Source organism: Streptomyces sp. AK08-02 (assembly GCF_033795085.1).
Taxonomy (GTDB): Bacteria; Actinomycetota; Actinomycetes; order Streptomycetales; family Streptomycetaceae; genus Streptomyces; species Streptomyces echiniscabiei.
In genome coordinates this window covers 68,299-92,922 of the sequence record NZ_JARAZV010000022.1, presented here as the reverse complement: position 1 = coordinate 92,922, position 24,624 = coordinate 68,299, and the positions used below count along the sequence as shown (strand labels likewise).

Sequence of the window (24,624 nt, the reverse complement as noted above, 5' to 3'; positions counted from 1 at the left end):
TCACGATCGGCATCATCAGGTGTGTGCGGGCACGCGTCAGGCGGCGGCGCGCACCTCGTACGCCGTCACGGCCACCGCCTCGTCGTCCAGGCAGCGGCCCGACTCCAGGTCGAAGCGCTGCTTCAGGAGCGGGGAGGCGACGTACGGGCGGCCCTGGTGGGTGCCGGTCAGGCCGCGGGAGAGGACCGCGGCGCCGCCGAACGGGTCGCGGTTGTCGATGGCGTACAGACTGCCCGCGCGGTCGCGGAAGATGGCCACCTGCCGGCCGTCGGGCAGCAGGGCCGCCACACCGCGGCCGGGCAGCAGGACGCTCAGGTCGCAGACCGTGAACCAGCTGTCGTCGCCGGTCTCGCCGCTCGCGCCGTTGTCGATGCGGAGTTGGATCTTCAGGTCGGTCGTCTCGGGTGCCAGGGTCATCGCTGGGCACTTCCTTCCAGGACGTCGTCGGCGGGGCGCAGGCCGATGGACAGCAGCGGCAGGTCGGGCTTGATCTGGTCGCGCTCGGGGACGAAGCCGACGACCGGGTCGGGGGTGTCCGGCGCGTTCACGAAGGACACGAACCGGGCCAGCTTCTCGGGGTCGTTGATGGTGTCGGCCCACTCGTCGCGGTAGTGGGCGACGTGATCGGTCATCAGCGACTCCAGCTCCTCGCAGATACCGAGGGAGTCCTCCACGACCACGTCCCGTACGTGGTCCAGGCCGCCGGGGATCCGCTCCAGCCAGGTCGACGTACGCTCAAGACGGTCCGCCGTGCGGATGTAGAACATCAGGAACCGGTCGATCAGCCTGATCAGTTCGGCGTCGTTCAGGTCCTGGGCCAGCAGGTCCGCGTGGCGGGGGGTCGCGCCGCCGTTGCCGCCGACGTACAGGTTCCAGCCGCCCGAGGTGGCGATGATGCCGAAGTCCTTCGACTGGGCCTCGGCGCACTCGCGGGCGCAGCCGGAGACGGCGGACTTGAGCTTGTGCGGGGACCGCAGCCCCCGGTAGCGCAGCTCCAGGTCGATCGCCATCCGGACCGAGTCCTGGACGCCGTAACGGCACCAGGTCTGGCCGACACAGGACTTCACCGTGCGCAGCGACTTGCCGTAGGCGTGGCCGGACTCGAAGCCGGCGTCGACCAACCGGGTCCAGATCAGGGGGAGTTGCTCGACGCGCGCGCCGAACATGTCGATCCGCTGACCTCCGGTGATCTTCGTGTAGAGGCCGAAGTCGCGGGCGATCTCGCCGATGACGATCAGGCCCTCGGGGGTGACCTCACCGCCGGGGATGCGCGGGACGACCGAGTACGAGCCGTTCTTCTGCAGGTTGGCGAGGAAGTGGTCGTTGGTCTCCTGCAGCGCCGCCTGCTCGCCGTCGAGGACGTAGCCGCTCGCGCCGATGGTCGGGGCGAGGGAGGCGATGATCGAGGCGACGGCCGGCTTGCAGACGTCGCAGCCGTCGCCGCCCTTGGCGTGGTCGCGGCCGTAGCGGTCCAGCAGGTCCTGGTAGGTGTTGACGCGCAGGGCGAGGACGATCTCGTACAGCTCCTCGCGGGTCTGCGAGAAGCAGCCGCACAGGCCCTTGTCGACGACGACACCGCTCGCCTCCAGCTCGGCGGTGACGAGCTGGCCGAGGACCTTGACGCAACTCCCGCACGTCGTACCGGCCTTGGTGCACTTCTTGACCTCGGGCACGGTGGTGCAGTTGTGCTCGGTGACCGCGCCGCGGATCGTGCCCTTGGTGACGTTGTTGCAGGAGCAGATGATCGCGGCGTCCGGCAGCGCGGTCGGGCCGAGCTGGACCGGGCCGCCGGCGCCGGCCGGGAGCACCAGGGACTCGGGGGAGACCGGCGGGACCGTGCCGGTGAACGCGCGCAGTGTGCCGTAGGCCTCCGCGTCGCCGACGAGGATGCCGCCGAGCAGCTTGCCGTCGCGGCCGATGACGAGCTTCTTGTACAGACCCGAGCGGGAGTCGGAGTAGACGACGTCGAGGCAGTCCTCGGTCGCGCCGTGCGCGTCGCCGAAGGACGCCACGTCCACGCCGAGCAGCTTCAGCTTGGTGGAGAGATCGGCGCCGGTGAACGTCAGCTCCTCGGCCTCCTCGTCGGCGGCGATGGCGGCGGCGGCGGTCTCCGCCTGCTCGTAGCCGGGGGCGACCAGGCCGTACACCCGGCCGTCGGAGGCCAGCGCGCACTCGCCGATCGCGAAGACATGCGGGTCGTTGACCGTACGGCACTGCTCGTCGACCGCGATGCCGCCGCGCTCGCCGACCGACAGGCCGCAGTCGCGGGCGAGTTGGTCCCTCGGCCGGACACCGGCGCTGAACACCACCAGGTCGGTGGCGAGTTCGCTGCCGTCGGACAGCTTCATCCCGGTGACCGCGCCGTCCTCGCCGACGACGATCTCCTGCGTGCCGACGCCCGTGTGGACGGACAGGCCCATGTCCTCGATGGTGCGCAGCAGGGCCGCGCCGCCGCCGTCGTCGACCTGCACCGGCATCAGGCGCGGCGCGAACTCGACGATGTGGGAGGTGAGTCCGAGACCCTTCAGCGCGCCGGCCGCCTCAAGTCCGAGCAGACCACCGCCGACCACGGCACCCGTCGTGCGGGTGCTCGCGTACTCCTCGATGGCGAGGAGGTCCTCGATGGTGCGGTAGACGAAGCAGCCCTCGGCGTCCTTGTTGGGGACCGGCGGGACGAACGGGTAGGAGCCGGTGGCGAGGACGAGGACGTCGTAGTCGACGACCAGGCCCGAGCGGGCGGTCACCCGCTTCGCCTCCCGGTCGATGGTCTCGGCCGGGTCACCGATGTGCAGCTCGATGCCCTCCTTCTCGATGAACGCCATGTCCGTCATCGAGAGGTCCTCGGGCGTCTTGCCCGAGAAGTACGAGGTCAGCGCGACGCGGTCGTACGCCGGACGTGGCTCCTCGCACAGCACGACCACGCGGTGCGCGGCGGTCAGGCCGCGTTCGGCGAGGGCTTCGAGGAAGCGCTGGCCGACCATTCCGTGGCCGACGAGCACGATCGTGGGGGTGGTCGTGGGGGTGGCCCCATCAGCGGCGGTCATTAGGAGCCTCCATCGTTGGTGAGCAGGTGGAGCAACGGGCCGCCGTCAGTGGGGAGCGGCTCTGCTCCCTCCCAGGCGCGCGCGAGGGCGCCGACGGTGCCGAGTTCGCCGACGAGCACCCCGCCGACCAGCCGGTCGTCACGGACGACGACCTTGCGGTACGTGCCCCGGGTGGCGTCGGCGAGCTGGATGACGTCGTCTCCGGGGCGGGGGGTCGGCTCGCCGAACGCGGCGAGATCGAAGGGGTTGCCGGTGTCGGCGGTGAAGTCGGTGAGCGTGAGACGCGTGAGGGCACGGGTGCCGGTGTAGCGGGCGCCGGTGTCGCCGGACCCGCCCGCGTGTCCCGCCTCGGCCGCCTCGCCCGCGATCAACTCGGCCAGGACTTCGGCCTGTTCGAGAGCGGGAGTGGCCAGACCGTAGATCGTTCCCTGGTGCTGGGAGCAGTCCCCGAGGGCCCTGATGTGCGGGTCGGAGGTGCGCAGTTCGTCGTCGACGAGGATGCCCTTGTGCACGGCGAGCCCCGCGTCGCGCGCGAGCCCCACCTTGGGGTGGACACCGCAGGCCAGTACGACGAGGTCCGCGTCGAGGGCGTAGTGGTCGGCCAGCTCGACCGACCGGACCCTGCCGCCCACGCAGCGTACGTCCCGGACCCGGCACTCGGTGTGCACCTCGACGCCCAGCTCGTTGAGATGCCGAAGCACCAACGCCGACGCACCCGGGTCGAGTTGACGTTCCATCAGGCGCTCGGCCTGCTGGGCGAGAACGACCTGCGCACCGCGTACGGCCAGCGCGCGGGCGGCGGACACACCGAGCAGCCCACCGCCGATGACGACGGCCTTCGCTCCCGGACGTACCGCCTTGGACAGTCCCAGGCAGTCGTCCATCGTCCGGAACGCGTGGACGCCTTCGGGGAGTTCATGGTCCGGGGTGAACAGCCCACGCAGGGGCGGGAGTACGGGGTTGGAGCCCGTCGCCAGCACCAGCGTGTCGTATGCGATCACCGATCCGTCGGAGCAGTGCACGGTCCGGTCGGCGCGGTCGATGTGCTCGGCCCGGGCCCGGACCAGCCGGTCCGGCGTCGGCAGGGCGATCACCTCGGGGGCGTACCGCCCGGCGAGGACCTCGGCGAGCAGCACCCTGTTGTACGGGCGGTGCTCCTCCTCACCGACGAGCACGACGTCCGAGGCGGACAGGCCGAGCTCACCAAGCCGCCGGGCGAGCCGTACGCCCGCGAGCCCGGCGCCGATCACCACCACACGCGCATTCGAGGTCATGTACTGCAGAGTGCGTTGCCGGTGTTACCCGGCCGCATCACGTCTGTTTCCCGGGAGGCACGCTTCCCTCAGCGGAGGCCTGGAAGAGGTGTGAGGGTTCAGGAGGGGCGAGCCGGACGGCTGTGAGGTGCAGGAACGATACGGCAGCAGCCTAGGATCGAGATCATGCCCGACATATCCCTGCCCATGATCGCCGCCCTCTGCGCCGCCGCCCTCGCGGCAGGCTGGATCGACGCGGTGGTGGGCGGGGGCGGCCTGCTCATGATGCCCGTACTCCTGCTGGGCCTCCCGGACACGTCCTCGGTGGCGCAGTACGCGCTCGGCACCAACAAAGCCATGGCGATCGTCGGCACCACGGGCGCGGCAGTCACGTATACACGCAAGGCACCGGTGGACGTACGCCTCGCGGTACGGATCGGCCTGGCGGCGGTCGCCGGCTCGACGGCCGGGGCGTTCGTCGCGGCCGGCATGAGCACGGACACCCTGAAGCCGGTCATCATGATCGTCCTGCTCGGCGTGGGCGCCTTCGTGATCTTCAAGCCCGCCTTCGGCACGGCCCCGGCGACCACCCCGGTCTCCGCGCGCCGCGTCCTCGCCGCGATCGGTCTCGCGGGCCTGGGCATCGGCTTCTACGACGGCCTCATCGGCCCCGGCACGGGCACGTTCCTCGTCCTCGCACTCACCGCGCTGCTCCACCTCGACCTGGTGACCGCCTCCGCCACGGCCAAGGTCGTCAACTGCTGCACCAACGCGGGCGCCCTCGCGATCTTCGCCTGGCAGGGCACGGTCTACTGGGAGCTGGGCGCGCTGCTGGCCGCGTTCAACCTGGCCGGCGGGATGGCGGGGGCGCACACGGCGCTGAAGAAGGGGAGCGGGTTCGTGCGGGTGGTGCTGCTGGTGGTGGTGTTCACCCTGGTGGCGAACCTGGCGTACCAGCAGTGGCTGGCCTGACCGGCACCACTGGTGTTCGTATGGTGTTCGCACCGGTCACCACCAGTGCGAACACCACTCACCGCTGGTCACTTCCTGAGCGTCATGTCGACATGCCAGGGGTCACCGAACGCGTAAGGCGTCCCGTCATCGAACTGGCCTTCGCTGGTGAAGACGCCGTCGACGCCGAGTTTCTCCCCTGGCGCGGCCGACTGGAGGATGCCACACACCTTCGGGACGGTGCCGACAGCCGTGTCCTTGAGGCGGGTGATGATGTCGCCCTCGGCCAGCTTCGCCTCGCTCGCCGGTGAATTGCTGGAGACGCTCGACACATAGAGACCGTCGACATGCGCTTTCCGAAGAATCTGCTGCAATGCGTCGGCGCTCTCCTGGTCGTCCGCCGGGAAGTAGGACGGGAAGTCGGGGTCGGAAATCGCGAGCAACGATCCCCAACCGGGATTGTTCTTGCTCTTTCCGGCGGCGAGCTCCTTGACAATGGGCGCGGCATGGTCGCTGCTGATGGCGTAGTGCTGGCCCTCGATGGAACCCGTGTAGCTGAAGGAGTTGATCCCGACGAGCTCCGCATCACTGTTGAGCAGCGGGCCGCCGGAATTGCCGGGATTGAGCGTCGCCGAATGCTGGACGGCCGACGGGAAATTGGGTCCGCTCAGCTGTCCCTGCTCCGCGACGTCGGGCGACTGGACCACACCGCTGGTGAGTACGGGCTTCTGGTGGCCGGCGTCGCCTGCTGCCGCCGGATAGCCGATCGCGGTCACTTCGTCCCCCTGACCGAGGTCGCCGCTGGTGCCGAACTTCACCTCGTCCAGGTCCTTCTGCGGCGACACGAGCTTCACGACCGCCAGGTCCTCACAGGGATCGCTGCCCATCAGCCGGACCGGCACGGGCTCGCGGTCCTCGATACGGACCTGAAGAGCACTCTGACCGGCGACCACATGGGCGTTGGTGATGATGAGACCGTTGTCGGCGTCGTAGATGACGCCCGTACCGCTGCGGTCGACTCCCAGCACCTGTACGGTCGCGGGCGCGACCTGTTCGAAGACCTCCTTGGGGTCGTCCGCCCTGCCGGCCGAAACCCCCGAAGCCGCTGTGACACTCCCGGTCAACGCGATGGCCGATGTGACAGCCACGCACATTCTTCCTGTAGGCCTCATAAGGGCCTCCTGGTGGGAAGTGAACGTCACGTCCAGGATAATGCCCGAATAATTCCCTGTCGCGCCGAGGGGAAGCGATGAGGGATGAGCAAAGGGAGCCTGCCGGTCACTCCCTCCGACTTCCCGTAAGATGCGCGAACACGACCACGTTCCCCTGATATCCGGTCGACCGCGAATATCTCCCCCCGCAGGTGATGACCCGCAACTCGGCCCGTTTCGCGGCCCCGTACACCTTCTCGTCGGGGAAGTTCTCCGTGTCGTACACCTCGACGGCGTCGACGGTGAAGCGAGCGGTGCTCCCGTCGAGCCGCTCGACCTCGATCCCGCCGCCCTTCTCCAGGGCGCCGAGGCGGTAGAAGACGGAGGGTCCGTCGGCGTTGTCGACATGCCCGGCGACGATCGCGGTGCCCGTCCCACCCGGGACGGTGCCGTCCTCGTACCAGCCGGCCAGGTTCTCACGCTCGGCGGGCGGTACGTCCAAGCTGCCGGTGGCGGTGAGGCCGAGGCCCATCAGCGGGGCGTCCACGCCGATGGCGGGGATGCGGATACGGAGGGGCGGGGAGGGCGGGAGGGTCGGGGTGGGGGACTCCGGGTGGGAGGACTCCGGGTGGGTGGGCCGCGTACGGGCCTGGGCGGCGGACGGCTGTGGCGGGGCGTGGGTCTCGCCGCCGCTGCGGACCAGCCAGGCGCCGGAGCAGAGGGCGGTGACGGTGAGGGCGGCTATGAGGATGTCGGTGAATCTGCGCACGTGAACCACCTCCTGAACCGTTTCCGGACCACTTCACGGGCCACCTCATGGGCCGACTCCTGGACGCCCCTGTTTCCCCCTGATGCCCTGCCCTGGTTCATCCCTGATGGTTCACCCCGACCCCCCTCCGGGCCGCGAGGGGCGTCGGGCCCGGAGGGGAGGGGGACATGCGGTACCGGCCGACGGACGGCGGAGGGTGTCCGTCAGATCCTGTCGCCTCTCGCCCGGCGATGCAGGAGCCAGGTACCGCCCACGCCGGCGGCGGCGAGAGTCGCCACACCGGCCGTGGTCTGCACGGGGTCAGGGCCGAGCGCGCCACCGACCCCCGTCTTCACACTCCCCCTGGGCTGCACAGGAGGCCGCACAGGCGGTCGGGTCGAGGTCAACGTCACGACGAGATCACCACTGACCTGCCGCGCATCCGCCTTTCCATCGCACCGGGCGACGATCTCGTACGTCCCGGGCTGCGCACCCGGCGGCACCCGAAACTGCCCGACGGCGACTTCCCTGTGCGTACCGGGCGCGAGAACGAAGACCCCCGCGCCCACAGCACTGGCGTCCCCGGCGGCGGTACCGCCGCTGCCGCAGGCGGTCGTGTTGACGGTGACCCGGGTGCCGGGAGTGACGGTCGCCGGGTACACCTCCAGCGTCCCGCCACTGCTCGCGTGGGCGGGCGCGGCGAGGGCGGAGGTGAGGGTGATGACCACTGCAGGTCCGGCGAGGGCGACGGCGAGCGCGATACCGGTCAGCGGACGGGCGGCGGCGGTACGGCGCATCGGGCTTGCTCCTCCGGGATCCGAGAGCTTGCGGACGGGGTGGTCTGTTACCGAGATAAGCGGCAGGGGCCCGGACGCGCTCCCTGATGGCCCGTCAGAAATACGGTGAACGGGTGGCCGGGCATCGCGGCAAACGACCGACGCGTCGGTATCCGGGCAGGTCATCGCCGTACTGCTGGAGTGTCGCGAAAGGAACCGGATGGCCGGGAGTCGGCGGTGTGAACGGGTGACAGGGAGGAATTCGACTGCTGGGCTTGACCTCAAGAAAGCTTGAGGTATGAGGCTGTACCGCATGCAGACACACACTGAACCTGTCGAGCCCGTACGAGTGACCGTGGTCGTCGGCAGCAACCGGGAGGGCCGTTTCGGCCCGGTGGTGGCCGACTGGCTCCTGAACCGGCTGGAGAGTCGCGACGACCTTGTGGCGGAGGTCGTGGACGTCGCGGACACCGCCCTCCCGACGACGTTCGCGACCGACGCGGACGCGAAGGCCCAGCTGGCGACGGTCACCCCGAAACTGGCTTCGGCGGACGCGTTCATCGTCCTGACCCCCGAGTACAACCACTCCTACCCGGCCGGCCTCAAGAACCTCATCGACTGGCACTACACGGAATGGCAGGCCAAGCCGGTCGCCTTCGTCTCCTACGGCGGCGTCTCCGGAGGCCTCCGCGCGGTCGAACACCTCCGCCAGGTCTTCGCGGAACTCCACGCGACGACGGTCCGGGACACGGTGTCGTTCCACAACGCGGGGGCGGCGTTCGACGAGGGGGGCCGCCCGAGGGATCCGTCGGGCCCGGACACGGCGGCGAAGGTGATGCTGGGGCAAGTGGTGTGGTGGGGCAGGGTGTTGAGGGAGGGACGGCAGGCTCGGCCGTACGGAGGCTAGTAATCCGGCTGTAGATCGCAATCTTCATGTCTGGGATGTGGGATATGAGATGCGACTCGTCGCCGGTAACGGCTGGTGAGGGATCGCTGTTGGTGGAGCCGCCGCCGGTGCGACAGGCCGAGCCGGTGGGCCATGTCGTGGCGAGGCCGGCCAGCACAATCACGCACTACGCGCGTTCGGTGAGCAACGCCGCCAGGCTGTCGGCGAATCCGGTGAGCCAGTCCAGCCGTGGTCCGCTGCGGGCTATACGAAAGCCGTGGCGGCGGCCCCAGTACGCAGCCTGGACGGCATGGAACTGGGCCCACCGCTGGACGCGTTCACGGTCGAGTTCCGCGGCCTCGGCGAAGACGTCCAAGACACGGTGGACAGCCCTGCGCAGGTCATCCGCTTCGAGGAGCGTCAGCGCGTGGGACTTCAGCAGTGTGCCGCCGTCGTAGGCGGGATCTCCCACGTACCCCTTGGGGTCGACAGCCAGCCACGGCTCTCGGACGGCCCGCAGGATGTTCCGGGCATGCAGGTCGCCGTGGATGAGGGTGTCCGGCTGGGCGTGACCCAGCTCCCGAACGCTCGCCACGGCGGCATCCAGCACCTGACGCGGCAGCGCATGCGGCAGCTCCTCGGCGTCCCTGCGCAGCTGATCATCCCAGGCATCGGCCTGCTCACGCAGCCGGGGCAGGCCGGGCGGTGCGGGGATGGCCAGGCGCCGATTGAGCCGCCCGGCGACCGTCACCACCTCGTCGCCGTCCTCGACCTCAGCCAGAGTCGACGGCTGAACCCGCTCCAGCAGCATCGCGAACCGCTCGTCGTCACGCTCATGCAACAGAACGGCGCCGCAACCGCCCCACGCAACGAACGCATCCGGCTCATGGACGTTGCCGGGATGCGGAAACGACACCTTCAGCACGGCGCGCTCCTCGGACCGCCGTCGTACCGGAACGATGAGACCAACGCCTCCGTGCATGACCTCGCCGTCCGGCACGCACCCCCAGCGCCCCAGCAACTCCTCCACGATCCCGGGCAACTCAGCGATCCACGCCGCCCCGGCAGCCCCCTCGCGGTCGACCGTGCTCTGTGCGAACTCCTCGGGCATCGCGATCATCCCGGCACCCTACGCGTCGGCCCGCCGCGGCCACCAAGCCCCAGCAGACCGCTGGCGCCGCCCGGCAAACCGCCCACTACGAAGATCGCGATCTACAGCTGGAGTACTGGGCGTCATGGGTCCGGCGCGGGTCGTACCGTCCGTACGGTTGGCCCGGCCCGGCCTCGATTCGTCTGGATTGGATGTGTTGGATGTGTTGGATGTGTTGGATGTGTTGGGAACACCACGACGAGCCGGCCACTGAACCCGGCGGCCGGTCAATTCGTTGGCCGAAGGGCTTCGCCGGGGCGAGGATGCCGTAATGCGACACGCCTACGAGGACCCCGAGCTGCTCGCCCTGGTCCATCGCTATGTCACGCCCGACCGGCGTTACCTCCGGCTCGGCGGCGGCCTCCTGCGCAAGGCAGAACCCGAACGCACCGAGTTCCTGAAGAAGTTGGGCGAGACCGCCGCCGAAATCACACCCCGTGAACTGGGCCTCCTGCTCGACTGCGGATGGCGTGAGCGCAGGACCGCGGCCTGGCTCATCGCAGTCTCGGGCAGAACCGAGTTCCGCGAACGCCTCGGCGAACTCCTGCTGGCCAGCGAAGTCTGCTGCGCGGGCCTGGCCTACTGCGTGACTCTGACCGCCTTCGGCACGGCAGCCGACGCCGAACTCCTGGCCGCGTATCTCGACCACTACCTGCTCCGCCCCGACCTCTACTACGACCAGAGGGCCGCCCTCGGCGCACTGCTGCACCTCGACACCAGGCTCGGCACCGATCGGGCGGCCAGGTTCCTGACCCCGGACGGCCTCTGGCACCGGTGGCTCGCCGGACCGCCCAGCAAGAACACCGACGACCCGGACGATTTGCGCAGGTCCATCAGCAGTCTCTGCGACTTGGTCGAGGTCGGCGCCCGGCACTGTACGGATACGTAACTGACAACGGAGACGCCCCACCCCGGGGAGCCCACCCCACCTGCTGCCGCCGATGGTCGCGATGTCAGTGGGGCGGTCTACGGTGACGGCCATGTTCGCCCTGCCTGATGGTCTGCCTGTCGGCCGTTTCCTGCCCCGTGACTCCGTACACGCCTGGGTCTCCGACGAATTCCCCGAAGACATCGATGAGTTGTGGCCCCGCCTGCTGAGCGAGCAGGGAACCAACGGCCTGGTTCCGCTCCTGTGCCGGCTCGACGCCCTGGGAAGACCACTCGGCCCGGACCACGTCGACGCCGTCCGTCTGGAGGAGGTGTTGACCGCGGACTTCACCGAGTACCGCCGACAGAGACTGCCGTCATGGACGGACCCGACGCCTGCCTGGGTACCTCAAGGAGTCGAACCCTGGCCACACGACCCTGGGCCGCCCTTCGAACAGTGGCCTGGCCTGGCACCGGGGATGCCGGTCACCTCCGCGGGCCCGACGCCCGAGGAAGCTGTGTCGGGGATGCTGCAGGAAATCGTCGAGACGGGCCGGTGCGGGTTGGACGAGTGTCGCCTCGTTCTCGTCCCCGCCGGGCGCGGCAGCGATGCCCTGGCGTTGCTCGGCTGGTCGGTGGACGCACCGCTCGCTCTGCTGTGCGCACTCCTGCGGAGCTGGGAGGACCGCTTCGGCGCTCAGGTCATGGCGGTGTCCGGCAGCGAGCTACGTGTCTCGGTCGCGCGGCCCCCTGTCGAAGCCGAGCGAGTGAACCGGCTTGCTCTGGAGCACGTTCTGTCGACCGCGGACAACATCGTCGACGACCCGCCGACGCCGTTCCCCGAGTACGCGGCGGCCCTTCCGGGGCGGACTCGCTGGTCGTTCTGGTGGGACTAGGCAGGGAGTTGGCCCGTAAGCGGAAGCGCTTGGCCGCTTTCCTCGGTCGCCCCAGGGAGCGGACTCCCGGCTGTCGGCTCTCATGGCCGAGTGGACACCTGATCTTGTCGCCTAGCGCGCGCTTGGCGGTAGGCCTCGTGTTGCGCGCACACGTATCGCGTGTTGGTCCAGGAGCGCCGCCATACGATCACCTGCATGTCCCTACGTCTTCATATGCGTCAAGCTCTGCCCGAGGCGATGCGCGCCCGGGACAAGGTCGCGGTGAGCGTCGTGCGGGCAACACTCGGCGCACTCGACAACGCCGAGGCGGTGCCCGTGGGCGAAGCCGAACTCCGCGGCGCGGCGCTTGAGTTGTTGCCGACCGAGCCGAGCGACTCTGCGTGGAGGCCGCCGTGCTGCTTCGCTTCGTCGACGGTCCCGGCAACGCGTAGGAAACGGCGTGTCTCATGCAGGCGGGCATGAAGTGGGGTGCGGCGTCAGTGGAATTGAAGCCTTGGACGCCGTCCCATCGGGCGGTTGAGTCCAGCGACCACGAAGAGTTGGCCGCGCTTCTTGACGCAGGCGCAGACCCGAACGAAGTCTGCTTCGGGCTGACGCTGCTCGCGCACGCCATCGAACTCGAAGGGGATTCGGCGCTTCAGTCCGGTGGCCGCCCGGATGCCGCGCTCACTGCGGTCGTGCTTGCCTACGGAGCTGATCCGGCGTTGGTCTCGCGCAACGGGCAGACGCCGATGGAATTCGCGGAGGAGTACGACCACGCACCGGCCCAGCGTCTGCTGAGGCATTTCCTGGGGCAAGGCGCTGAGGGGTGAAGCATGGGTGTCCTGCTCACCGACAGTTGTCCCTCCGGCCACGGAGCCACAACGAGCCAACAACGGGTCGGCGGCGGCGCCACAGTTCGACGCGGATCGTCCCTACCATCCGGTGTAACAGGGGTACGAATAGCGACCCTTGGTCAGGGGGCACCGTGCAGTCGACAGTTTCGTGGCCGTTGGTCCGGCGTTCCGTCGGCGCCCTCGCGGCCTGTGCGGCACTGGCCGCAACCTCGGGGTGCACGGTTGCCGTTGATGCCGTCGCCGGGATCTCGGTGACCGACGACGGTCACCTGGTCGGCGTCATGATGGTCTGCGGTCATCACATCGACGGCGCGACTCTCTACGTGGACAGCGATGACACCGACAAGCAGGTGACGGTCGGTTCATGGACCGCCGCGCGCCCTCTCAAGTCCGGTCTCGCCACCTGGACCCTCGACACTCCTGCCGCCGGCTGGACCGCGACCACACCTCTCAAGCCGCTCACCGCCAAGACCACGTACATGCTCTACGGCTGGACCAAGGACAACTCGTGGTCGTCGAGCAGCGTCTCCTTCACCCTGCCCGACCGGGACCGGCTCACCCCGGGAACGGTCCGCTACGAGGGCGACGAATCGTCGGTCACTGTCCCGGTGGCGGAGTTCAAGGCACGGGCCTGCGAGGACGGTTAGCTCACATGACATGACATGACATGACATGACAAGCCGTCGAGTTTCCGGAGCAGCGCCTCGCGGTCCCGCCGCAGTCTCCTGTGCATGGCGTCCTGCGCGAACTCATCGACCATGCGGCGGAAGCGTCACTTGTAGGGCGGCATGTTGTTGGTCGGGTCTCCAGGACTCCAGTCCATGTGGGCCACGAGGACGGTCAGGAGGAGTACCACCACGATCAGGACGAGCACTCCCACCCAGAAACTGTCCGCAGGTCCCGGACGGTGCGTATCCGGTGAGCTGTCGGGCCGGTCACCACCACCCTCACCAGCACGGTCCCCGGCATCGCTGTACCCATCGGGTGCCACGGCCCCTCCTTCGACAAGGCCATGGCACCGCACCGCAGGGCAGGCGTCAAGACCGCCTGTGGCGTCCGGTTTCCTGGGGCCGACAGGGGCGTGAGCGTCAGCGGGGCAGGCCGGTTCAACGCGGTTGACCATCCTCCTGGCCACTGTTGCCCCCTGCCTGGCCGAACTGACCGTCGGCAAGCTCGGCTGGTGTGAGCTGGACCCCGTATCCGCCACCGCCCCCACACGGAACCGTCAGCGACACCCTGCGGCAGGATGGGCCTCATGAGCATCGTAAAGATCAACGTACTGACCGTTCCCCAAGAGCAGCGCGAGACGCTGGAGAAGCGGTTCGCGTCGCGGGCCGGGGCCGTCGAGGGGTCGGACGGGTTCGAGTGGTTCGAGCTGCTTCGGCCTGTCGAGGGCACCGACAGCTACCTGGTGTACACGCGGTGGCGCAGCGAGGAGGACTTCCAGGCCTGGATGGCGGGCCCGATGCAGTCGGCGCACCGTCCTGCGGCCGCCGGTGGGGAGCAGCCCAAGCCCGCCGCGTCCGCTTCGACCCTCTGGTCCTTCGATGTGGTCCAGCAGGCCGCTCCCAAGCAGGGCTGAGCCTCCTGCTGCGGGCGCCGAGCCGCTGCCGCGGTTCTCGGCGCACCGCTGAGGATCGCGTGCCCTGATCGGTGACGCCGTGCACCCGGCGCCGTAGACGGGCTTTTAATTGCGTCTGGGTAAATCATCAAGTCAGTAACATGCACTTGATGTTAATTAGGGAACTCCCTAACGTTCTCGACATGAACCTCACCGTCCTCGCGGCCTCCGGCCAGACCGGCATCGCCCTCACCCGACAGGCGCTGCGACGTGGTCACACCGTGACCGCCATCGCGCGTGACCCCGAGCGGATCGCCCTGCCCGACTCCCCGAACCTGCGGAAAGTGGCGGGCGACGTGAACGACGCGGCCGGTATCGCCGCCGTCGTGGACGGGGAATCCGTGGTCCTTTCCGCGCTCGGCACGGACCGGGCCGGGACTCTCCTGACCGGCGCCCGGGCCGTTGTCGCCGCCGGCCCGCGGCGCGTCATCTGGCTCGGCGCCTACGGCACGGGCAGGTCGGCCGAAGCGGCGGGGGAGGGCGCGGCCATGCTCGCCAAGGTGCTGGGCGACCGGCTCGCGGACAAGGTCGACGCCGACGACACCGTTCTCGCGGCCGGGGGTACGGTCTTCCATGCCGGAATGCTCGCCGACGGGCCGGAAAGCCCCCGTCGGCGCACGGTCGGCCTGGAGGCCGGGCTTCCCTTCGACCTCGGTGCGAAGGTCAGCCGGGAAACCGTCGCTGCGGCGATGCTCGACGAGGCGGAGGCGCCTGGTTTTCCCGGTGCCGTGGCCCTGCCGCTGGCGGAGTAGGTGCAGCGGTCAGCCGGCGGTGATCTCCTCGAACGACGCCCGCACCTGCTCGCGCAGCCAGGAGTGGGCGGGGTCGGAATCGTAGCGCTGGTGCCAGTTGCAGCTGATCGTCGCTGCCGGAGTCTCGATCGGCAGCGGCCGGGTGAGGAGCCCGAACGCCTCGATGAGCGGGCGGCTGAGGATCGCCGTGCAGGTGACCAGCGCGTCGCCACGGGCGGCGATCTGCAGAGCGGTCGACACCGTTGCCACCGCCGCGACCACCCGGCGCCGCAGGCCTTCGGCGGCCAGCATCTCGTCGATCGGCGCGGTGAGCCGGCCGCGCCGGGAGATCACCACATGTGGCTGCGCCGCGTAGGAGGCCAGGTCGAGTCCGGCGGCGCACGGATGGTCCGTGCGCATCGCCACGACAAGCCGGTCATCACCGAGCGGCTCGGACCGGAACTCGGGCAGACTCGGTCTCCCGCCACCGAGTTCCAGATCGACGCGGCCGTGTCGCAGATCGTCGGTGTCGACGGAGTTCTCCGCCAGCACCCGCAGTTGAACCCCGGAAGCCCGCTGCTGGATCCGCTCGACCAGCACCGGTACCAGTGACGCGGCCGCCGCGTCGTGACACTGGATCGTGAAGGTGCGATCCAGCTCGGCCAGGTCCAACTCGCGGACCGGCGCGAGCACTTGGTGCGCCTGCCTGACCAGCCGGTGCACGTCCTCCCGTACCGACATCGCGTACGGGGTGGGAGTCATCGAGTGGCCGGTGCGCACCAGGATGTCGTCCCCGGTGACGGCGCGGAGCCGGCCGAGGGTGCGGCTGACCGCGGGCGAGGACAGGTGCAGCCGCTCGGCCGCGCCCATCACGCTGCCCTCTTCGAGCAGGGCGTCGAGCACGGTCAGCAGATTCAAGTCCAGTTGCATGAAAGTAAACCCTAACAACACATAGATCCACTTCAATCAACTTCAGTTAACTCCAGGAGCGTCCCATGACCCAGGAACTGCTTGCCTCCACTGTCGCCGCCGTCCGCCACGCCGGCGCCCGGATGATGACGCGCTACTCGACCGAGTCCCGTCAGTCCGGGCTCCCCGAACTGCTCGCGAACCTCCAGGCCAATGACGCGGCCGTGGTCGAGACGTTGCGCCCGGCGTTGACCGAGGCCCTGCCGGGCGCGGGCTGGCTCAACGACGAACACGGATCGGGACCGCTGGCCACGGGCGAGTGGTGGCTCATCGACCCGGTCGGTGGCAACGTCAACGCCGTGCACGGCATGCCCGACTGGAACATCGGCGTGAGCCTCGTCCGTGACGGCCGCCCGGTGCTGGCGGTGGTCTACTTCCCGGTCCTCGACGAGATGTTCACGGCCACCGAGGGCGACGGGGCGTTCCTCAACGACGTACGGCTGCGTGTTTCCGTCAAGACGTCGTTGGACGGCGCACTGGCCGGGACCGGGCAGGCCCAGCCGGGTCGCGACCCCGAGCTCGCGAAGCGGATGGGTGAAGCCTTCACCGCGATGACGAACTCCGCGCTGTACGTACGGGTCTCCGTACCGGTGACCCACCAGCTCGCCCAGGTCGCCGCGGGCCGGATGGACCTGCACTGGCAGTTCGACAACGTCCGGTCCCATGCGGCAGGCGTGCTGCTGGTCCAGGAGGCCGGAGGTGTCGTCACCGACCTCGACGGCAAACCGTGGGAACTGGCCAGTCAGAGCTACCTCGCCGCCGCGCCGGGTGTGCACGCCGCGGCGCTGGAAGTCCTCACCTCCTGCAGTCCTCACCTCCTGAAGACCTCACCTCCTGAAGGGGGCCGCCTTCTTCCGAAGACCTGAGAACTCCGTCGTGGGACTCGGCGATCGCCCTGGCAGGACCGGACTCCGGCTCGGTCCTGGCAGGGCGACCGATCTGCTTACGGCTTGCGCCCCACCCCGCCGTGCTGCCCGATCGCCGGAGCCGTCACTCCGGACGCGCTCGGCTCCGGCCGCCACAGGGGCACCGAGACCACTCCGGGCTCCACCAGTTCGAGTCCTTCGAAGTACGCCTCGATCTGCTCCACCGGCCGCAGGAAATACGGCACCGCGCCCGTTTCGTTGTAGGCGTCCTGCGCTGCCTCGTAGGCCGGATCCGTGCCCCGCGAGCCCTCGTTCAGGGAGAGGTAGCTGCCGGACGGGAGGCTCGCCATCAGGTCGCGGACGATGCCGCGCGCCACCTCGTGGTCGGCCACGTGCCCCAGGATGCCGCTCAGGATCAGCGCGGTCGGGCGGGTGGGGTCCAGCGTCCTCGCCGCCGCCTCCAGGATGCGATCCGTGTCGTACAGCTCGGCGTCCACGTAGTCCGTCGCGCCCTGGGGGGTCGAGGTGAGGAGGGCTCGGGCGTGGGTCAGGACCAGCGGGTCGTGGTCCACGTAGACGATGCGGGCGTCGGGGGCCACCGACTGGGCCACCTCGTGCGTGTTGTCCACCGTCGGCAGGCCCGTGCCGACGTCCAGGAACTGGCGGATGCCCGCCTCCCCGGCCAGGTGGCGGATCGTACGGCCGAGGAATGCCCGGCTGCTGCGCGCGATCGTGACGATGCCGGGGAACACTGCCGTGTACGCGTCGCCGGCCGCTTCGTCGACGGGGTAGTTGTCCTTGCCACCCAGCCAGTAGTTCCAGATACGGGCGGAGTGCGGTACCGAAGTGTCGATTTTCTGTTCGGATTCGGACATGCCGGCATCGTCTCCTCGGCTGTAACGGACGCCTTCGTGCAAGGTTCAACTTAACGCCCGAGTCGACGATATGTATGCCGCGTCTTCCAGCTCTTCACGTCTTGCGCGTCGTCCGTGTCATCCGTGTCGCCGAGTCCGCGAGCGACACGGTGGCCACCCCGAGGTCCTTCCGGGGTGGCCACCGGTCACACGCGCCGGACTACGGCCGTCAGCCCACGGACACCGCACTCCACGCCGCGCCCACCGCGGCGTACTCCGTGCTGCCCGTCCCGTACAGGTCCCGCGCCGCGTTCAGCGTGGCCGTGCGCGCGCCCGCGTAGTTCGTCGAGGACGTCATGTACGTGGTCAGGGCCTTGTACCAGATCGCGCCCAGCTTGGCCCGGCCGATGCCCGTGACCGTGGAGCTGTTGCACGTCGGGGAGTTGTAGTCGACGCCGTTCAGCGACTTGGCGCCGCTGCCCTCCGCGAGGAGGTACGCGAAGTGGTTCGCCACTCCCGAGGAGTAGTGGACGTCCAGGCTCCCGGTGGCCGAACTCCAGCAGTTGGCCGACTTGGTGTCCTTCGACGGCTGGTCCATGTAGCGGAGGGCCGTCTTGCCGAAGCCCGACCTGACGACCTTCTCGCCGATCAAGTAGTCACCGAGATCAGTGGAGTTGGCCGCGCTGAACTCCACCAGCGTGCCGAAGATGTCCGAGGTCGCCTCGTTGAGGCCGCCCGACTCGCCCGAGTACGTCAGGTTGGCCGTCGACGACGTCACACCGTGCGTCATCTCGTGGCCGGCCACGTCCAGCGAGACCAGCGGGCCGAACGTCGTGCCGTCACCGTCGCCGTACGTCATGCAGAAGCAGGTGTTGTCCCAGAACGCGTTGTTGTAGTTGCTGCCGTAGTGCACACGGTTGTACGAGCCGACCCCGTTGCCCTTGATACCGCTGCGCCCGAACGTGTTCTTGTAGTAGTCCCAGGTCTTGTCGGTGCCGTACTGCGCGTCCACCGCCGCCGAGGCCCGGTCCGCCGTCGCGCCCGTGCCCCAGTGGTTGTCCGCGTCCGTGAAGAGTGTGGCGGGGGCGCGGACGATGCAGATGCCGAAGATGCACAGGTCGGTGCCGTTCTCGGCGTCGCCCGTGTACGTGTTGCCGCGCGTCGGGTCCTTCAGCTGGTACGTCGATCCGGAGAGCGTCGTCTCCAGCGGGACCGTGCCGCCGTACAGGGACTTGCCGTCGCCCGTCGCCGTCTCGATGCTGTCCCAGGCGTCGATCTGGGCGCCCGTGCGCGCGTCGGTCACCACGGTGCGGGCGACCGGGTTGCCGACCGAGTCCAGCGCCACCGCGTTCGTCTGCCAGGCGAGTTTCGGGGTGCCGTGCAGGGCGTCAACCACCAGCTGGGGCTTGGACGTTGCCTTCTTCAGCGCCTCGCCCCGGTTCGCCGCACGCAGCGCCGACACCGCGAGGTCGGCGGCCTTCGGGGCCGACACCGCCGGGGTGATCGTGGCCAGGGATATCGGGCGGGTCGTGGCGCGGCTCGCGCTGCGGTAGGCGCCACTCGGAGCCAGGTGGACCACGAAGTCGCCGCCGAGAACGGGGAGTTGACGGTAGGTCCGGTCGTAACGGACGTGCTGGCTGCCGTCCTTGTCGACGATGACGTCCCGGACCTTGGTGCTCTGCAAGGAGGTCAGGCCAAGGTGGGTGGCCTGGTCGGCGAGTGCCGTGACCGCGTTCCTGATCGCGGTGTCCCTGGTCGGTCTGTCTGCCGCGTCGGCGGTGGGGGAGAGCGCGGCGGCCAACAGGGCCGCGACGCCGACCGTGGTGCCCGCCGCGGCGAGACGGGAACCTCGGATGCGCTGAACGTGGGGGGTGCGCTGTGTCCGACTCATCGGTCTCCTCGGGCTTGTTCAAGCAGGTGGGAGGACGCGCGACGGGACGTGGAGGAAGGCTGGGTAGGGACTGGTGACGTCCAACGCGCGTGGGGGACGCGGATGTTGACTGAGATTTAAAGGTCCATGACACGGCATGTCCATAGCGCGTTGTGTGTTCCCTGTGCGCTCTCTGTATGTATCCGGAGGTATCCGGCCAGGTCTTCCGCCGGTCGTGGCAGCCCTGCCACCGAAGCGTGAAGTTCCCGCGCCCGCACCCCGCCCGTGGGGGTGTCGGTAGGTAAGTAATGTGAAGTCCCTGTCAATGATGTGTTGTTGTCGGGTTCGTCACAAGAATCAACATCCACTTACGCCATTGGTTCGCACGTAATTTCGGCAATGATGTAGCCATGAGTGACCGGAAATCATTCCCCCCCGCCGGTTCCCTAGAACCCCCACCAGCCCTGCAAAGAGTCAAATCCCAACCACCCGCGCTTTCCGATCTGTTGAGCCTTGTCCGCGCCCCCGCCGCGCTCAGTGTCCCCGGCGACATCCTGGCGGGCGCGACGGCGGCGGGTCGCCCCCTCGGGGCTCGGACGGTCGGCGCGATGGCCTCCTCCGTCTGTCTCTACTGGGCCGGCATGGCCCTCAACGACTACGCCGACGCAGCCGTCGACTCGGTCGAGCGGCCTGCCCGTCCGGTGCCCTCCGGCCGCGTACCGCGCAGGACCGCGCTGACCGTCGCCACCGGCCTGACCGGCGCCGGCCTCGGCCTCGCCGCGGTGTCGGGCGGTCGGCGCGGACTCGCCGTCGCCCTGCCGCTGACGGCGCTGATCTGGGCGTACGACCTCAAGTTGAAGTCCACTCCGGCCGGCCCGGCGGCGATGGCGGGCGCACGTGCGCTCGACGTGCTGGCCGGTGCGGTCGCGGGCGGCGGCAGCCCCCCGGCACATGGGTCCCGCGGCGCCGGCACGGCCGTCGCGCTCGCTCGCGGCGCCGTCCCCGCACTCCTCGCCGGGGTGCACACCTACACACTCACCGCCCTCAGCCGTCACGAGATTTCCGGCGCGCCCGCGCGGCTGCCCGCCACGACGCTCGCCGTGTCGTCGGCCACGGCACTGTCGACGGTGCTGCCTTCCGTGCTCCCGGCGATCCTGCCGCCCCGACGAGCCGTGCCCCGCGAGGAGATCGCCCGAACCGCCGTCGCCTCCGCCGGAGTTCTCGCCTACCTGGGGACGTACGGCTGGGCGCAGGCGCGTGCCGTACGCGATCCGAGCGGGAGTTCCGTACGGCGTGCGGTGGGGGCGGGCATCCTTGCCATGGTCCCCCTGCAGGCAGCGCTCACGGCGCGGGCGGGGGCGCCTGTCGCCGCCGCGCTCCTGGGTGCCGTGCACCCCGTGGCACAGCGCCTGGCGAGACGGGTGTCCCCGACATGAGCGACTCGACCAAGGCGAAGGGCGCACCATGGGCCTGAGATTCGGCTACGGCACCAACGGGTTCACCCACCACCGCCTCTCCGACGTCCTCGGGATCCTCGCCGACCTGGGCTACGACGGCGTCGCCCTCACCCTCGACCACAACCACCTCGACCCGTACGCCGACGACCTGGGCCACCAAGTCGACCGGGTGCGAACGCAGTTGGCACACCTCGGGCTGACCGTCACCGTCGAGACCGGGGCGCCCTACTTCCTCGACCCCTGGGCCAAGCACCAGCCGACGCTGATGTCCGGGCAACCGGAACGCCGTGTCGACCTGTTGCGGCGTGCCGTACGCGTCGCCGCCGAACTCGGCTCGCCCACCGTCCAGTTGTGCAGCGGACCGGCCCCGGACGACATTCCGGAGGTGGAGGCCTGGCGGCGGCTGGCCGTCGGCGTCGGCGCGGCGCTGGAGACGGCGGAGGCCTACGGCGTCGCGCTGGCCTTCGAACCCGAGCCGCACATGTTCGTCGACACGGTCGCCAAGTGTCTGAAACTGCGTGAACTGCTCGGTGGGCACGAGCTGTTGGGCGTCACCCTCGACCTGGGACACGCCCACTGCGTGGAGGAGCCGTCGCTCCTCGACTGCGTCGGCCTGGCCGCGCCGCACCTGCTGAACGTCCAGATCGAGGACATGGTCCGCGGGGTCCACCGGCATCTGGAGTTCGGTGCGGGCGAGATCGACTTCCCGCCGGTCCTGGCGGCGCTGACCGACCTCGGCCACCGCGGTCTGGTGTCCGTCGAGATCCAGGGCGGCGCCCTGGACGCCCCCGACATCGCCCGCGGCTCCCTGGAATTCCTGCGCAGAGCCGAGGCCCGGAGCCTGCTCCCTTCCTGAGCGGCCGACCGCCGGCTGTTCACGAGCGTTCGGCGTCACCTTCCCGGCATTCTCCGGTCCCCCATTCCGTCGTCTCTTCCCGCTTCTCCAACTCCCTTTTTGGAAAGCCGTATGCCTCTTTCCGGCTCAGCCCCCCTCGATCTCACGCCCGAAGCCCGCGTCTGGCTCGATACGGCCCTGGCCCAGGTCGCCGCCGACCCCACCACCGTCCGAGCCCTCTTCCCCGCCGTCCGCCGCAACTGCGGACGGGCCCCGCTGCCCGACGGCCGGACCGTCGACGAGGCTGCCCGTGCCCTGCTCCTGGCCGCCCTGCCTCTGCACGGTCAGGCACTCGTCGACGAGGTGACAGCGCTCCACCGCTACGGCGACCCCGCTGAACAACGGGCCGTCCTACGGGCGTTGCCCCAGCTCGACCCGGAACGGACCGGCCGGTTCCTGGACCTCGTGCGGCAGACCCTGCGCGGCAACGACACCACGCTGATCGAGGCCGCCCTCGGCCCCTACGCGGCGGATCACCTCCCTTCGGACGAATACCGCCAGGCCGTCCTGAAATGCGTGTTCTGCGAGATCCCGCTCGCCCGCGTCGCCGGACTCGACGACCGAGCCGACGCCGAACTCGCCCGCATGCTCACGGACTTCGCACACGAGCGGACAGCGGCCGGACGCCCCGTACCCGAGGACATCGCCCCTCTCGTACGCCCCTTCACCACCCCTGACCCCACCACCCTTGACCCCACCGCCACTCACCGAACCCCCACCACCTTCACCGCCTTCGACACCACCGACGAAACCGTGTGAGCATGCGCATCTTCGACCCCCACATCCACATGTCCTCCCGCACCACCGACGACTACGAGGCGATGTACGCGGCCGGGGTCCGGGCCGTCGTCGAACCCGCCTTCTGGCTCGGCCAGCCCCGCACCTCGCCCGACACCTTCTACGACTACTTCGACTCGCTGCTCGGCTGGGAGCCGTACCGGGCGGCCCAGTTCGGCATCCAGCACTTCTGCACGATCGCCCTCAACCCGAAGGAGGCGAACGACCCGCGCTGCCTGCCCGTCCTCGACGAACTGCCCCGCTACCTCGCCAAGGACAGGGTCGTCGCCGTCGGTGAGATCGGCTACGACTCGATGACCAAGGAGGAGGACGAAGTCCTGGCCCGTCAGCTCCAGCTCGCCGTGGAACACGGCCTGCCCGCCCTCGTCCACACCCCGCACCGCGACAAGGCGGCCGGGACCAGGCGGACCCTGGACGTCGTACGGGAGTCGGGCATCGCCCCCGAACTCGTCGTCCTGGACCATCTGAACGAGCTGACGGTAGGCATGGTCCTCGACAGCGGCTGCTGGGCGGGGTTCTCCGTCTACCCGAGGACGAAGATGAGCGAGGACCGCATGGTCCGCATCCTCCGGGAGCACGGACTCGACCGTGTCATGGTCAACTCGGCTGCGGACTGGGGAAGTTCGGACCCCCTGAAGACCCGCAAGACCGGCGACGCCATGCTCGCCGACGGCTTCACGGACGACGACGTCGACCGCGTCCTGTGGCGCAACCCCGTCGCCTTCTACGGTCAGAGCGGGCGCCTCGACCTGGACGACACGGACGGTGTGGCGAAGCCCGACGACACGTCGTCGTTCGAGGGCAACTCCATCCGGCGCGGGGGAGAGTGAGCCGCCCGTGCGCTTCCGCCACCCAGACGGCACCCCCGTCCATCTCGCGTACTGCAGCAACGTCCACCAGGCCGAGGACCTCGCCGGGGTCGTCGCCCAGCTCGGTGCCCACGCCGAACCCGTACGGGAACGGCTCGGAGTCGGCCGGCTCGGCATCGGTCTGTGGCTGGCCCGTACCGCGGTCACCGAACTTGCCTCCGACGAGGGCGCGTTGACGTCCCTCAAGGCCGAGCTCGCGGCGCGCGGCCTGGAGACGGTCACCCTCAACGCCTTTCCGTACGAGGGGTTCCACCGCGAGGTCGTCAAGAAGGACGTCTACCTCCCGGACTGGGCCGACCCGGCCCGCCTCGCCTACACCCTCGACTGCGCCCGAGTCCTCGCGGCCCTTCTCCCCGACGACGCCCGACGCGGCAGCGTCTCCACCCTCCCGCTCGGCTGGCGCACCCCGTGGCCTACGGAGGGGGCGGACGCGGCTCGCCATGCGCTGGACCAACTGGCCTCAGGACTGGCGGAGTTGGAGTCGAGCACCGGGCGCCGCATTCGAGTCGGCTTCGAACCGGAACCGGGGTGCGTCGTGGAGACCACCACCCAGGCGGTACGGGAGTTCGCCGACGTCGACCACGACTACCTCGGCGTCTGTCTGGACGCCTGCCATCTCGCCGTCCAGTTCGAGGAGCCCGGCGAGGCCCTCGGGCGGCTGACCGACGCCGGTCTGCCGGTCGTCAAGCTCCAGGCGTCCTGCGCGGTCGAGGCCCCCGATCCCACCGACCCGCGCGCCCGCGCCGCCCTGCGGGAACTGGCCGAACGACGGTTCCTGCACCAGACCCGAACAGTCCACGAGGGCGCGGTAGTCGGTGTCGACGACCTGCCGGACGCCCTGGACGGCGACACGCTTCCGGCATCGCGCACCGGCAACCCCTGGCGCACCCACTTCCACGCCCCGCTGCACGCGGATCCCGAACCACCCCTCCGTACCACCGCCGACCAACTCACCACCGTCCTGGACGGACTTCTCGGCGGACCGAGCGCCGTGTGCGACCACATCGAGGTCGAGACCTACACCTGGTCCGTCCTGCCCCGCCCGCCCGCCGACCTCGCCGCCGGCATAGCCGCCGAACTCGCATGGGTCCGCGACCGGTTGACCGGCCTCGGCCTCAAGGAGGAGAACTCATGAC

The 24,624-nt window shown here is 69.5% G+C and carries 24 protein-coding genes and 1 pseudogene; 14 read left to right on the top strand and 11 right to left on the bottom strand.

What is annotated here, in order from left to right; translation table 11 throughout:
• Positions 1 to 36 precede the first annotated feature (36 nt).
• Genes nirD through PV734_RS38030 form a run of 3 tightly spaced genes read right to left on the bottom strand, consistent with a single transcriptional unit; the run spans position 37 to position 4,318 of the window.
• On the bottom strand, positions 37 to 417 hold the full coding sequence (nirD, locus tag PV734_RS38040) for a nitrite reductase small subunit NirD (RefSeq protein ID WP_319093346.1): 381 nt from the start codon (positions 415 to 417) through the stop codon (positions 37 to 39).
• Entirely contained in the window at positions 414 to 3,044 is a 2,631-nt protein-coding gene (gene nirB / locus PV734_RS38035) for a nitrite reductase large subunit NirB (RefSeq protein ID WP_319093345.1), read from the bottom strand. The genes nirD and nirB overlap by 4 nt, the downstream gene beginning before the upstream one ends.
• A complete protein-coding gene (locus PV734_RS38030) occupies positions 3,044 to 4,318 on the bottom strand; it encodes an NAD(P)/FAD-dependent oxidoreductase (RefSeq protein WP_319093344.1) in 1,275 nt (424 codons plus the stop codon). Before PV734_RS38030 ends, nirB begins: the two co-directional genes overlap by 1 nt.
• Positions 4,319 to 4,483: 165 nt before the next feature.
• Here PV734_RS38030 and PV734_RS38025 point away from each other — a divergent pair, with 165 nt between their 5' ends.
• Positions 4,484 to 5,269: a sulfite exporter TauE/SafE family protein gene (locus tag PV734_RS38025; RefSeq protein WP_319293965.1), complete on the top strand. Its 786-nt coding sequence runs from the start codon at positions 4,484 to 4,486 to the stop codon at positions 5,267 to 5,269.
• Positions 5,270 to 5,337: 68 nt separating this feature from the next.
• On the opposite strand, the gene PV734_RS38020 is transcribed toward PV734_RS38025, so the two are convergent.
• The 3 genes from PV734_RS38020 to PV734_RS38010 form a co-directional block, all read right to left on the bottom strand.
• The gene (locus tag PV734_RS38020; RefSeq protein WP_415924331.1) at positions 5,338 to 6,402 is read right to left on the bottom strand and encodes a S1C family serine protease; all 1,065 of its coding nucleotides are present in this window, start codon (positions 6,400 to 6,402) and stop codon (positions 5,338 to 5,340) included.
• A gap of 124 nt (positions 6,403 to 6,526) precedes the next feature.
• Positions 6,527 to 7,168, bottom strand: a complete 642-nt coding sequence (locus tag PV734_RS38015) for a class F sortase (RefSeq protein WP_319293964.1) — start codon at positions 7,166 to 7,168, stop codon at positions 6,527 to 6,529.
• Between the two features lie 203 nt (positions 7,169 to 7,371).
• The gene (locus tag PV734_RS38010) at positions 7,372 to 7,944 is read right to left on the bottom strand and encodes a hypothetical protein (RefSeq protein WP_319293962.1); all 573 of its coding nucleotides are present in this window, start codon (positions 7,942 to 7,944) and stop codon (positions 7,372 to 7,374) included.
• A 292-nt stretch (positions 7,945 to 8,236) separates the two neighbouring features.
• Here PV734_RS38010 and PV734_RS38005 point away from each other — a divergent pair, with 292 nt between their 5' ends.
• The gene (locus tag PV734_RS38005; protein ID WP_319293960.1) at positions 8,237 to 8,830 is read left to right on the top strand and encodes an NAD(P)H-dependent oxidoreductase; all 594 of its coding nucleotides are present in this window, start codon (positions 8,237 to 8,239) and stop codon (positions 8,828 to 8,830) included.
• 166 nt (positions 8,831 to 8,996) lie between these two features.
• On the opposite strand, the gene PV734_RS38000 is transcribed toward PV734_RS38005, so the two are convergent.
• Positions 8,997 to 9,929, bottom strand: a complete 933-nt coding sequence (locus PV734_RS38000; protein WP_319293958.1) for an aminoglycoside phosphotransferase family protein — start codon at positions 9,927 to 9,929, stop codon at positions 8,997 to 8,999.
• A gap of 301 nt (positions 9,930 to 10,230) precedes the next feature.
• On the opposite strand from PV734_RS38000, the gene PV734_RS37995 reads away from it, so the two are divergent.
• The 4 genes from PV734_RS37995 to PV734_RS37980 all read left to right on the top strand — a co-directional run bounded on the left by PV734_RS37995 (position 10,231) and on the right by PV734_RS37980 (position 13,205).
• On the top strand, positions 10,231 to 10,848 hold the full coding sequence (locus PV734_RS37995) for a DUF6000 family protein (protein ID WP_319293956.1): 618 nt from the start codon (positions 10,231 to 10,233) through the stop codon (positions 10,846 to 10,848).
• Positions 10,849 to 10,939: 91 nt separating this feature from the next.
• Positions 10,940 to 11,722, top strand: a complete 783-nt coding sequence (locus PV734_RS37990; protein ID WP_319293954.1) for a DUF4253 domain-containing protein — start codon at positions 10,940 to 10,942, stop codon at positions 11,720 to 11,722.
• A gap of 446 nt (positions 11,723 to 12,168) precedes the next feature.
• Positions 12,169 to 12,534: an ankyrin repeat domain-containing protein gene (locus PV734_RS37985; protein ID WP_319293951.1), complete on the top strand. Its 366-nt coding sequence runs from the start codon at positions 12,169 to 12,171 to the stop codon at positions 12,532 to 12,534.
• A gap of 155 nt (positions 12,535 to 12,689) precedes the next feature.
• Positions 12,690 to 13,205: a hypothetical protein gene (locus tag PV734_RS37980; protein WP_319293949.1), complete on the top strand. Its 516-nt coding sequence runs from the start codon at positions 12,690 to 12,692 to the stop codon at positions 13,203 to 13,205.
• A 26-nt stretch (positions 13,206 to 13,231) separates the two neighbouring features.
• Here the strand turns inward: PV734_RS37980 and PV734_RS37975 are convergent.
• Positions 13,232 to 13,318, bottom strand: a pseudogene (locus tag PV734_RS37975) (type I restriction endonuclease subunit M); the annotation flags it as partial.
• A gap of 495 nt (positions 13,319 to 13,813) precedes the next feature.
• Here PV734_RS37975 and PV734_RS37970 point away from each other — a divergent pair.
• Together PV734_RS37970 and PV734_RS37965 are read left to right on the top strand one after the other, a co-directional pair.
• Positions 13,814 to 14,140, top strand: a complete 327-nt coding sequence (locus tag PV734_RS37970) for an antibiotic biosynthesis monooxygenase (protein ID WP_319293947.1) — start codon at positions 13,814 to 13,816, stop codon at positions 14,138 to 14,140.
• Positions 14,141 to 14,322: 182 nt separating this feature from the next.
• Positions 14,323 to 14,931 (top strand): NAD(P)-binding oxidoreductase, encoded by a 609-nt coding sequence (locus PV734_RS37965; protein ID WP_319293945.1) that lies wholly within the window; start codon positions 14,323 to 14,325, stop codon positions 14,929 to 14,931.
• 9 nt (positions 14,932 to 14,940) lie between these two features.
• Here the strand turns inward: PV734_RS37965 and PV734_RS37960 are convergent, their stop codons facing one another.
• The gene (locus tag PV734_RS37960) at positions 14,941 to 15,840 is read right to left on the bottom strand and encodes a LysR family transcriptional regulator (RefSeq protein WP_319093333.1); all 900 of its coding nucleotides are present in this window, start codon (positions 15,838 to 15,840) and stop codon (positions 14,941 to 14,943) included.
• A gap of 65 nt (positions 15,841 to 15,905) precedes the next feature.
• Here PV734_RS37960 and PV734_RS37955 point away from each other — a divergent pair, with 65 nt between their 5' ends.
• Entirely contained in the window at positions 15,906 to 16,745 is an 840-nt protein-coding gene (locus tag PV734_RS37955; protein WP_319293943.1) for an inositol monophosphatase, read from the top strand.
• Positions 16,746 to 16,822: 77 nt separating this feature from the next.
• Here PV734_RS37955 and PV734_RS37950 read toward each other — a convergent pair whose 3' ends face one another.
• A complete protein-coding gene (locus PV734_RS37950; RefSeq protein ID WP_319093331.1) occupies positions 16,823 to 17,620 on the bottom strand; it encodes an SAM-dependent methyltransferase in 798 nt (265 codons plus the stop codon).
• Between the two features lie 208 nt (positions 17,621 to 17,828).
• Positions 17,829 to 19,490: a M4 family metallopeptidase gene (locus PV734_RS37945; protein ID WP_319093330.1), complete on the bottom strand. Its 1,662-nt coding sequence runs from the start codon at positions 19,488 to 19,490 to the stop codon at positions 17,829 to 17,831.
• A gap of 485 nt (positions 19,491 to 19,975) precedes the next feature.
• Here PV734_RS37945 and PV734_RS37940 point away from each other — a divergent pair, with 485 nt between their 5' ends.
• From PV734_RS37940 to eboE, 5 genes are all read left to right on the top strand, one after another.
• Entirely contained in the window at positions 19,976 to 20,905 is a 930-nt protein-coding gene (locus PV734_RS37940; protein WP_319093329.1) for an SCO3242 family prenyltransferase, read from the top strand.
• Between the two features lie 28 nt (positions 20,906 to 20,933).
• A complete protein-coding gene (locus PV734_RS37935) occupies positions 20,934 to 21,782 on the top strand; it encodes a sugar phosphate isomerase/epimerase family protein (RefSeq protein WP_319093328.1) in 849 nt (282 codons plus the stop codon).
• 111 nt (positions 21,783 to 21,893) lie between these two features.
• Positions 21,894 to 22,580 carry an EboA domain-containing protein gene (locus tag PV734_RS37930; protein ID WP_319093327.1) on the top strand — a complete coding sequence of 229 codons (687 nt, stop codon included), beginning with the start codon at positions 21,894 to 21,896 and terminating at the stop codon, positions 22,578 to 22,580.
• Positions 22,581 to 22,582: 2 nt separating this feature from the next.
• Positions 22,583 to 23,449, top strand: coding sequence for a TatD family hydrolase (locus PV734_RS37925; RefSeq protein ID WP_319293941.1), 867 nt, complete (start codon positions 22,583 to 22,585; stop codon positions 23,447 to 23,449).
• 7 nt (positions 23,450 to 23,456) lie between these two features.
• Positions 23,457 to 24,623: a metabolite traffic protein EboE gene (gene eboE / locus PV734_RS37920; RefSeq protein WP_319293939.1), complete on the top strand. Its 1,167-nt coding sequence runs from the start codon at positions 23,457 to 23,459 to the stop codon at positions 24,621 to 24,623.
• Position 24,624 lies beyond the last annotated feature (1 nt).

What these genes read in the sequence shown, in the direction of transcription:
- nirD (WP_319093346.1), bottom strand. Translation starts at nt 417, where the DNA reads ATGACCCTGGCACCCGAGACGACCGACCTGAAGATCCAACTCCGCATC.
- nirB (WP_319093345.1), bottom strand. Translation starts at nt 3,044, where the DNA reads ATGACCGCCGCTGATGGGGCCACCCCCACGACCACCCCCACGATCGTG.
- PV734_RS38030 (WP_319093344.1), bottom strand. Translation starts at nt 4,318, where the DNA reads ATGACCTCGAATGCGCGTGTGGTGGTGATCGGCGCCGGGCTCGCGGGC.
- PV734_RS38025 (WP_319293965.1), top strand. Translation starts at nt 4,484, where the DNA reads ATGCCCGACATATCCCTGCCCATGATCGCCGCCCTCTGCGCCGCCGCC.
- PV734_RS38020 (WP_415924331.1), bottom strand. Translation starts at nt 6,402, where the DNA reads ATGTGCGTGGCTGTCACATCGGCCATCGCGTTGACCGGGAGTGTCACA.
- PV734_RS38010 (WP_319293962.1), bottom strand. Translation starts at nt 7,944, where the DNA reads ATGCGCCGTACCGCCGCCGCCCGTCCGCTGACCGGTATCGCGCTCGCC.
- PV734_RS38005 (WP_319293960.1), top strand. Translation starts at nt 8,237, where the DNA reads ATGCAGACACACACTGAACCTGTCGAGCCCGTACGAGTGACCGTGGTC.
- PV734_RS38000 (WP_319293958.1), bottom strand. Translation starts at nt 9,929, where the DNA reads ATGATCGCGATGCCCGAGGAGTTCGCACAGAGCACGGTCGACCGCGAG.
- PV734_RS37995 (WP_319293956.1), top strand. Translation starts at nt 10,231, where the DNA reads ATGCGACACGCCTACGAGGACCCCGAGCTGCTCGCCCTGGTCCATCGC.
- PV734_RS37990 (WP_319293954.1), top strand. Translation starts at nt 10,940, where the DNA reads ATGTTCGCCCTGCCTGATGGTCTGCCTGTCGGCCGTTTCCTGCCCCGT.
- PV734_RS37985 (WP_319293951.1), top strand. Translation starts at nt 12,169, where the DNA reads ATGCAGGCGGGCATGAAGTGGGGTGCGGCGTCAGTGGAATTGAAGCCT.
- PV734_RS37970 (WP_319293947.1), top strand. Translation starts at nt 13,814, where the DNA reads ATGAGCATCGTAAAGATCAACGTACTGACCGTTCCCCAAGAGCAGCGC.
- PV734_RS37965 (WP_319293945.1), top strand. Translation starts at nt 14,323, where the DNA reads ATGAACCTCACCGTCCTCGCGGCCTCCGGCCAGACCGGCATCGCCCTC.
- PV734_RS37960 (WP_319093333.1), bottom strand. Translation starts at nt 15,840, where the DNA reads ATGCAACTGGACTTGAATCTGCTGACCGTGCTCGACGCCCTGCTCGAA.
- PV734_RS37955 (WP_319293943.1), top strand. Translation starts at nt 15,906, where the DNA reads ATGACCCAGGAACTGCTTGCCTCCACTGTCGCCGCCGTCCGCCACGCC.
- PV734_RS37950 (WP_319093331.1), bottom strand. Translation starts at nt 17,620, where the DNA reads ATGTCCGAATCCGAACAGAAAATCGACACTTCGGTACCGCACTCCGCC.
- PV734_RS37945 (WP_319093330.1), bottom strand. Translation starts at nt 19,490, where the DNA reads ATGAGTCGGACACAGCGCACCCCCCACGTTCAGCGCATCCGAGGTTCC.
- PV734_RS37935 (WP_319093328.1), top strand. Translation starts at nt 20,934, where the DNA reads ATGGGCCTGAGATTCGGCTACGGCACCAACGGGTTCACCCACCACCGC.
- PV734_RS37930 (WP_319093327.1), top strand. Translation starts at nt 21,894, where the DNA reads ATGCCTCTTTCCGGCTCAGCCCCCCTCGATCTCACGCCCGAAGCCCGC.
- PV734_RS37925 (WP_319293941.1), top strand. Translation starts at nt 22,583, where the DNA reads ATGCGCATCTTCGACCCCCACATCCACATGTCCTCCCGCACCACCGAC.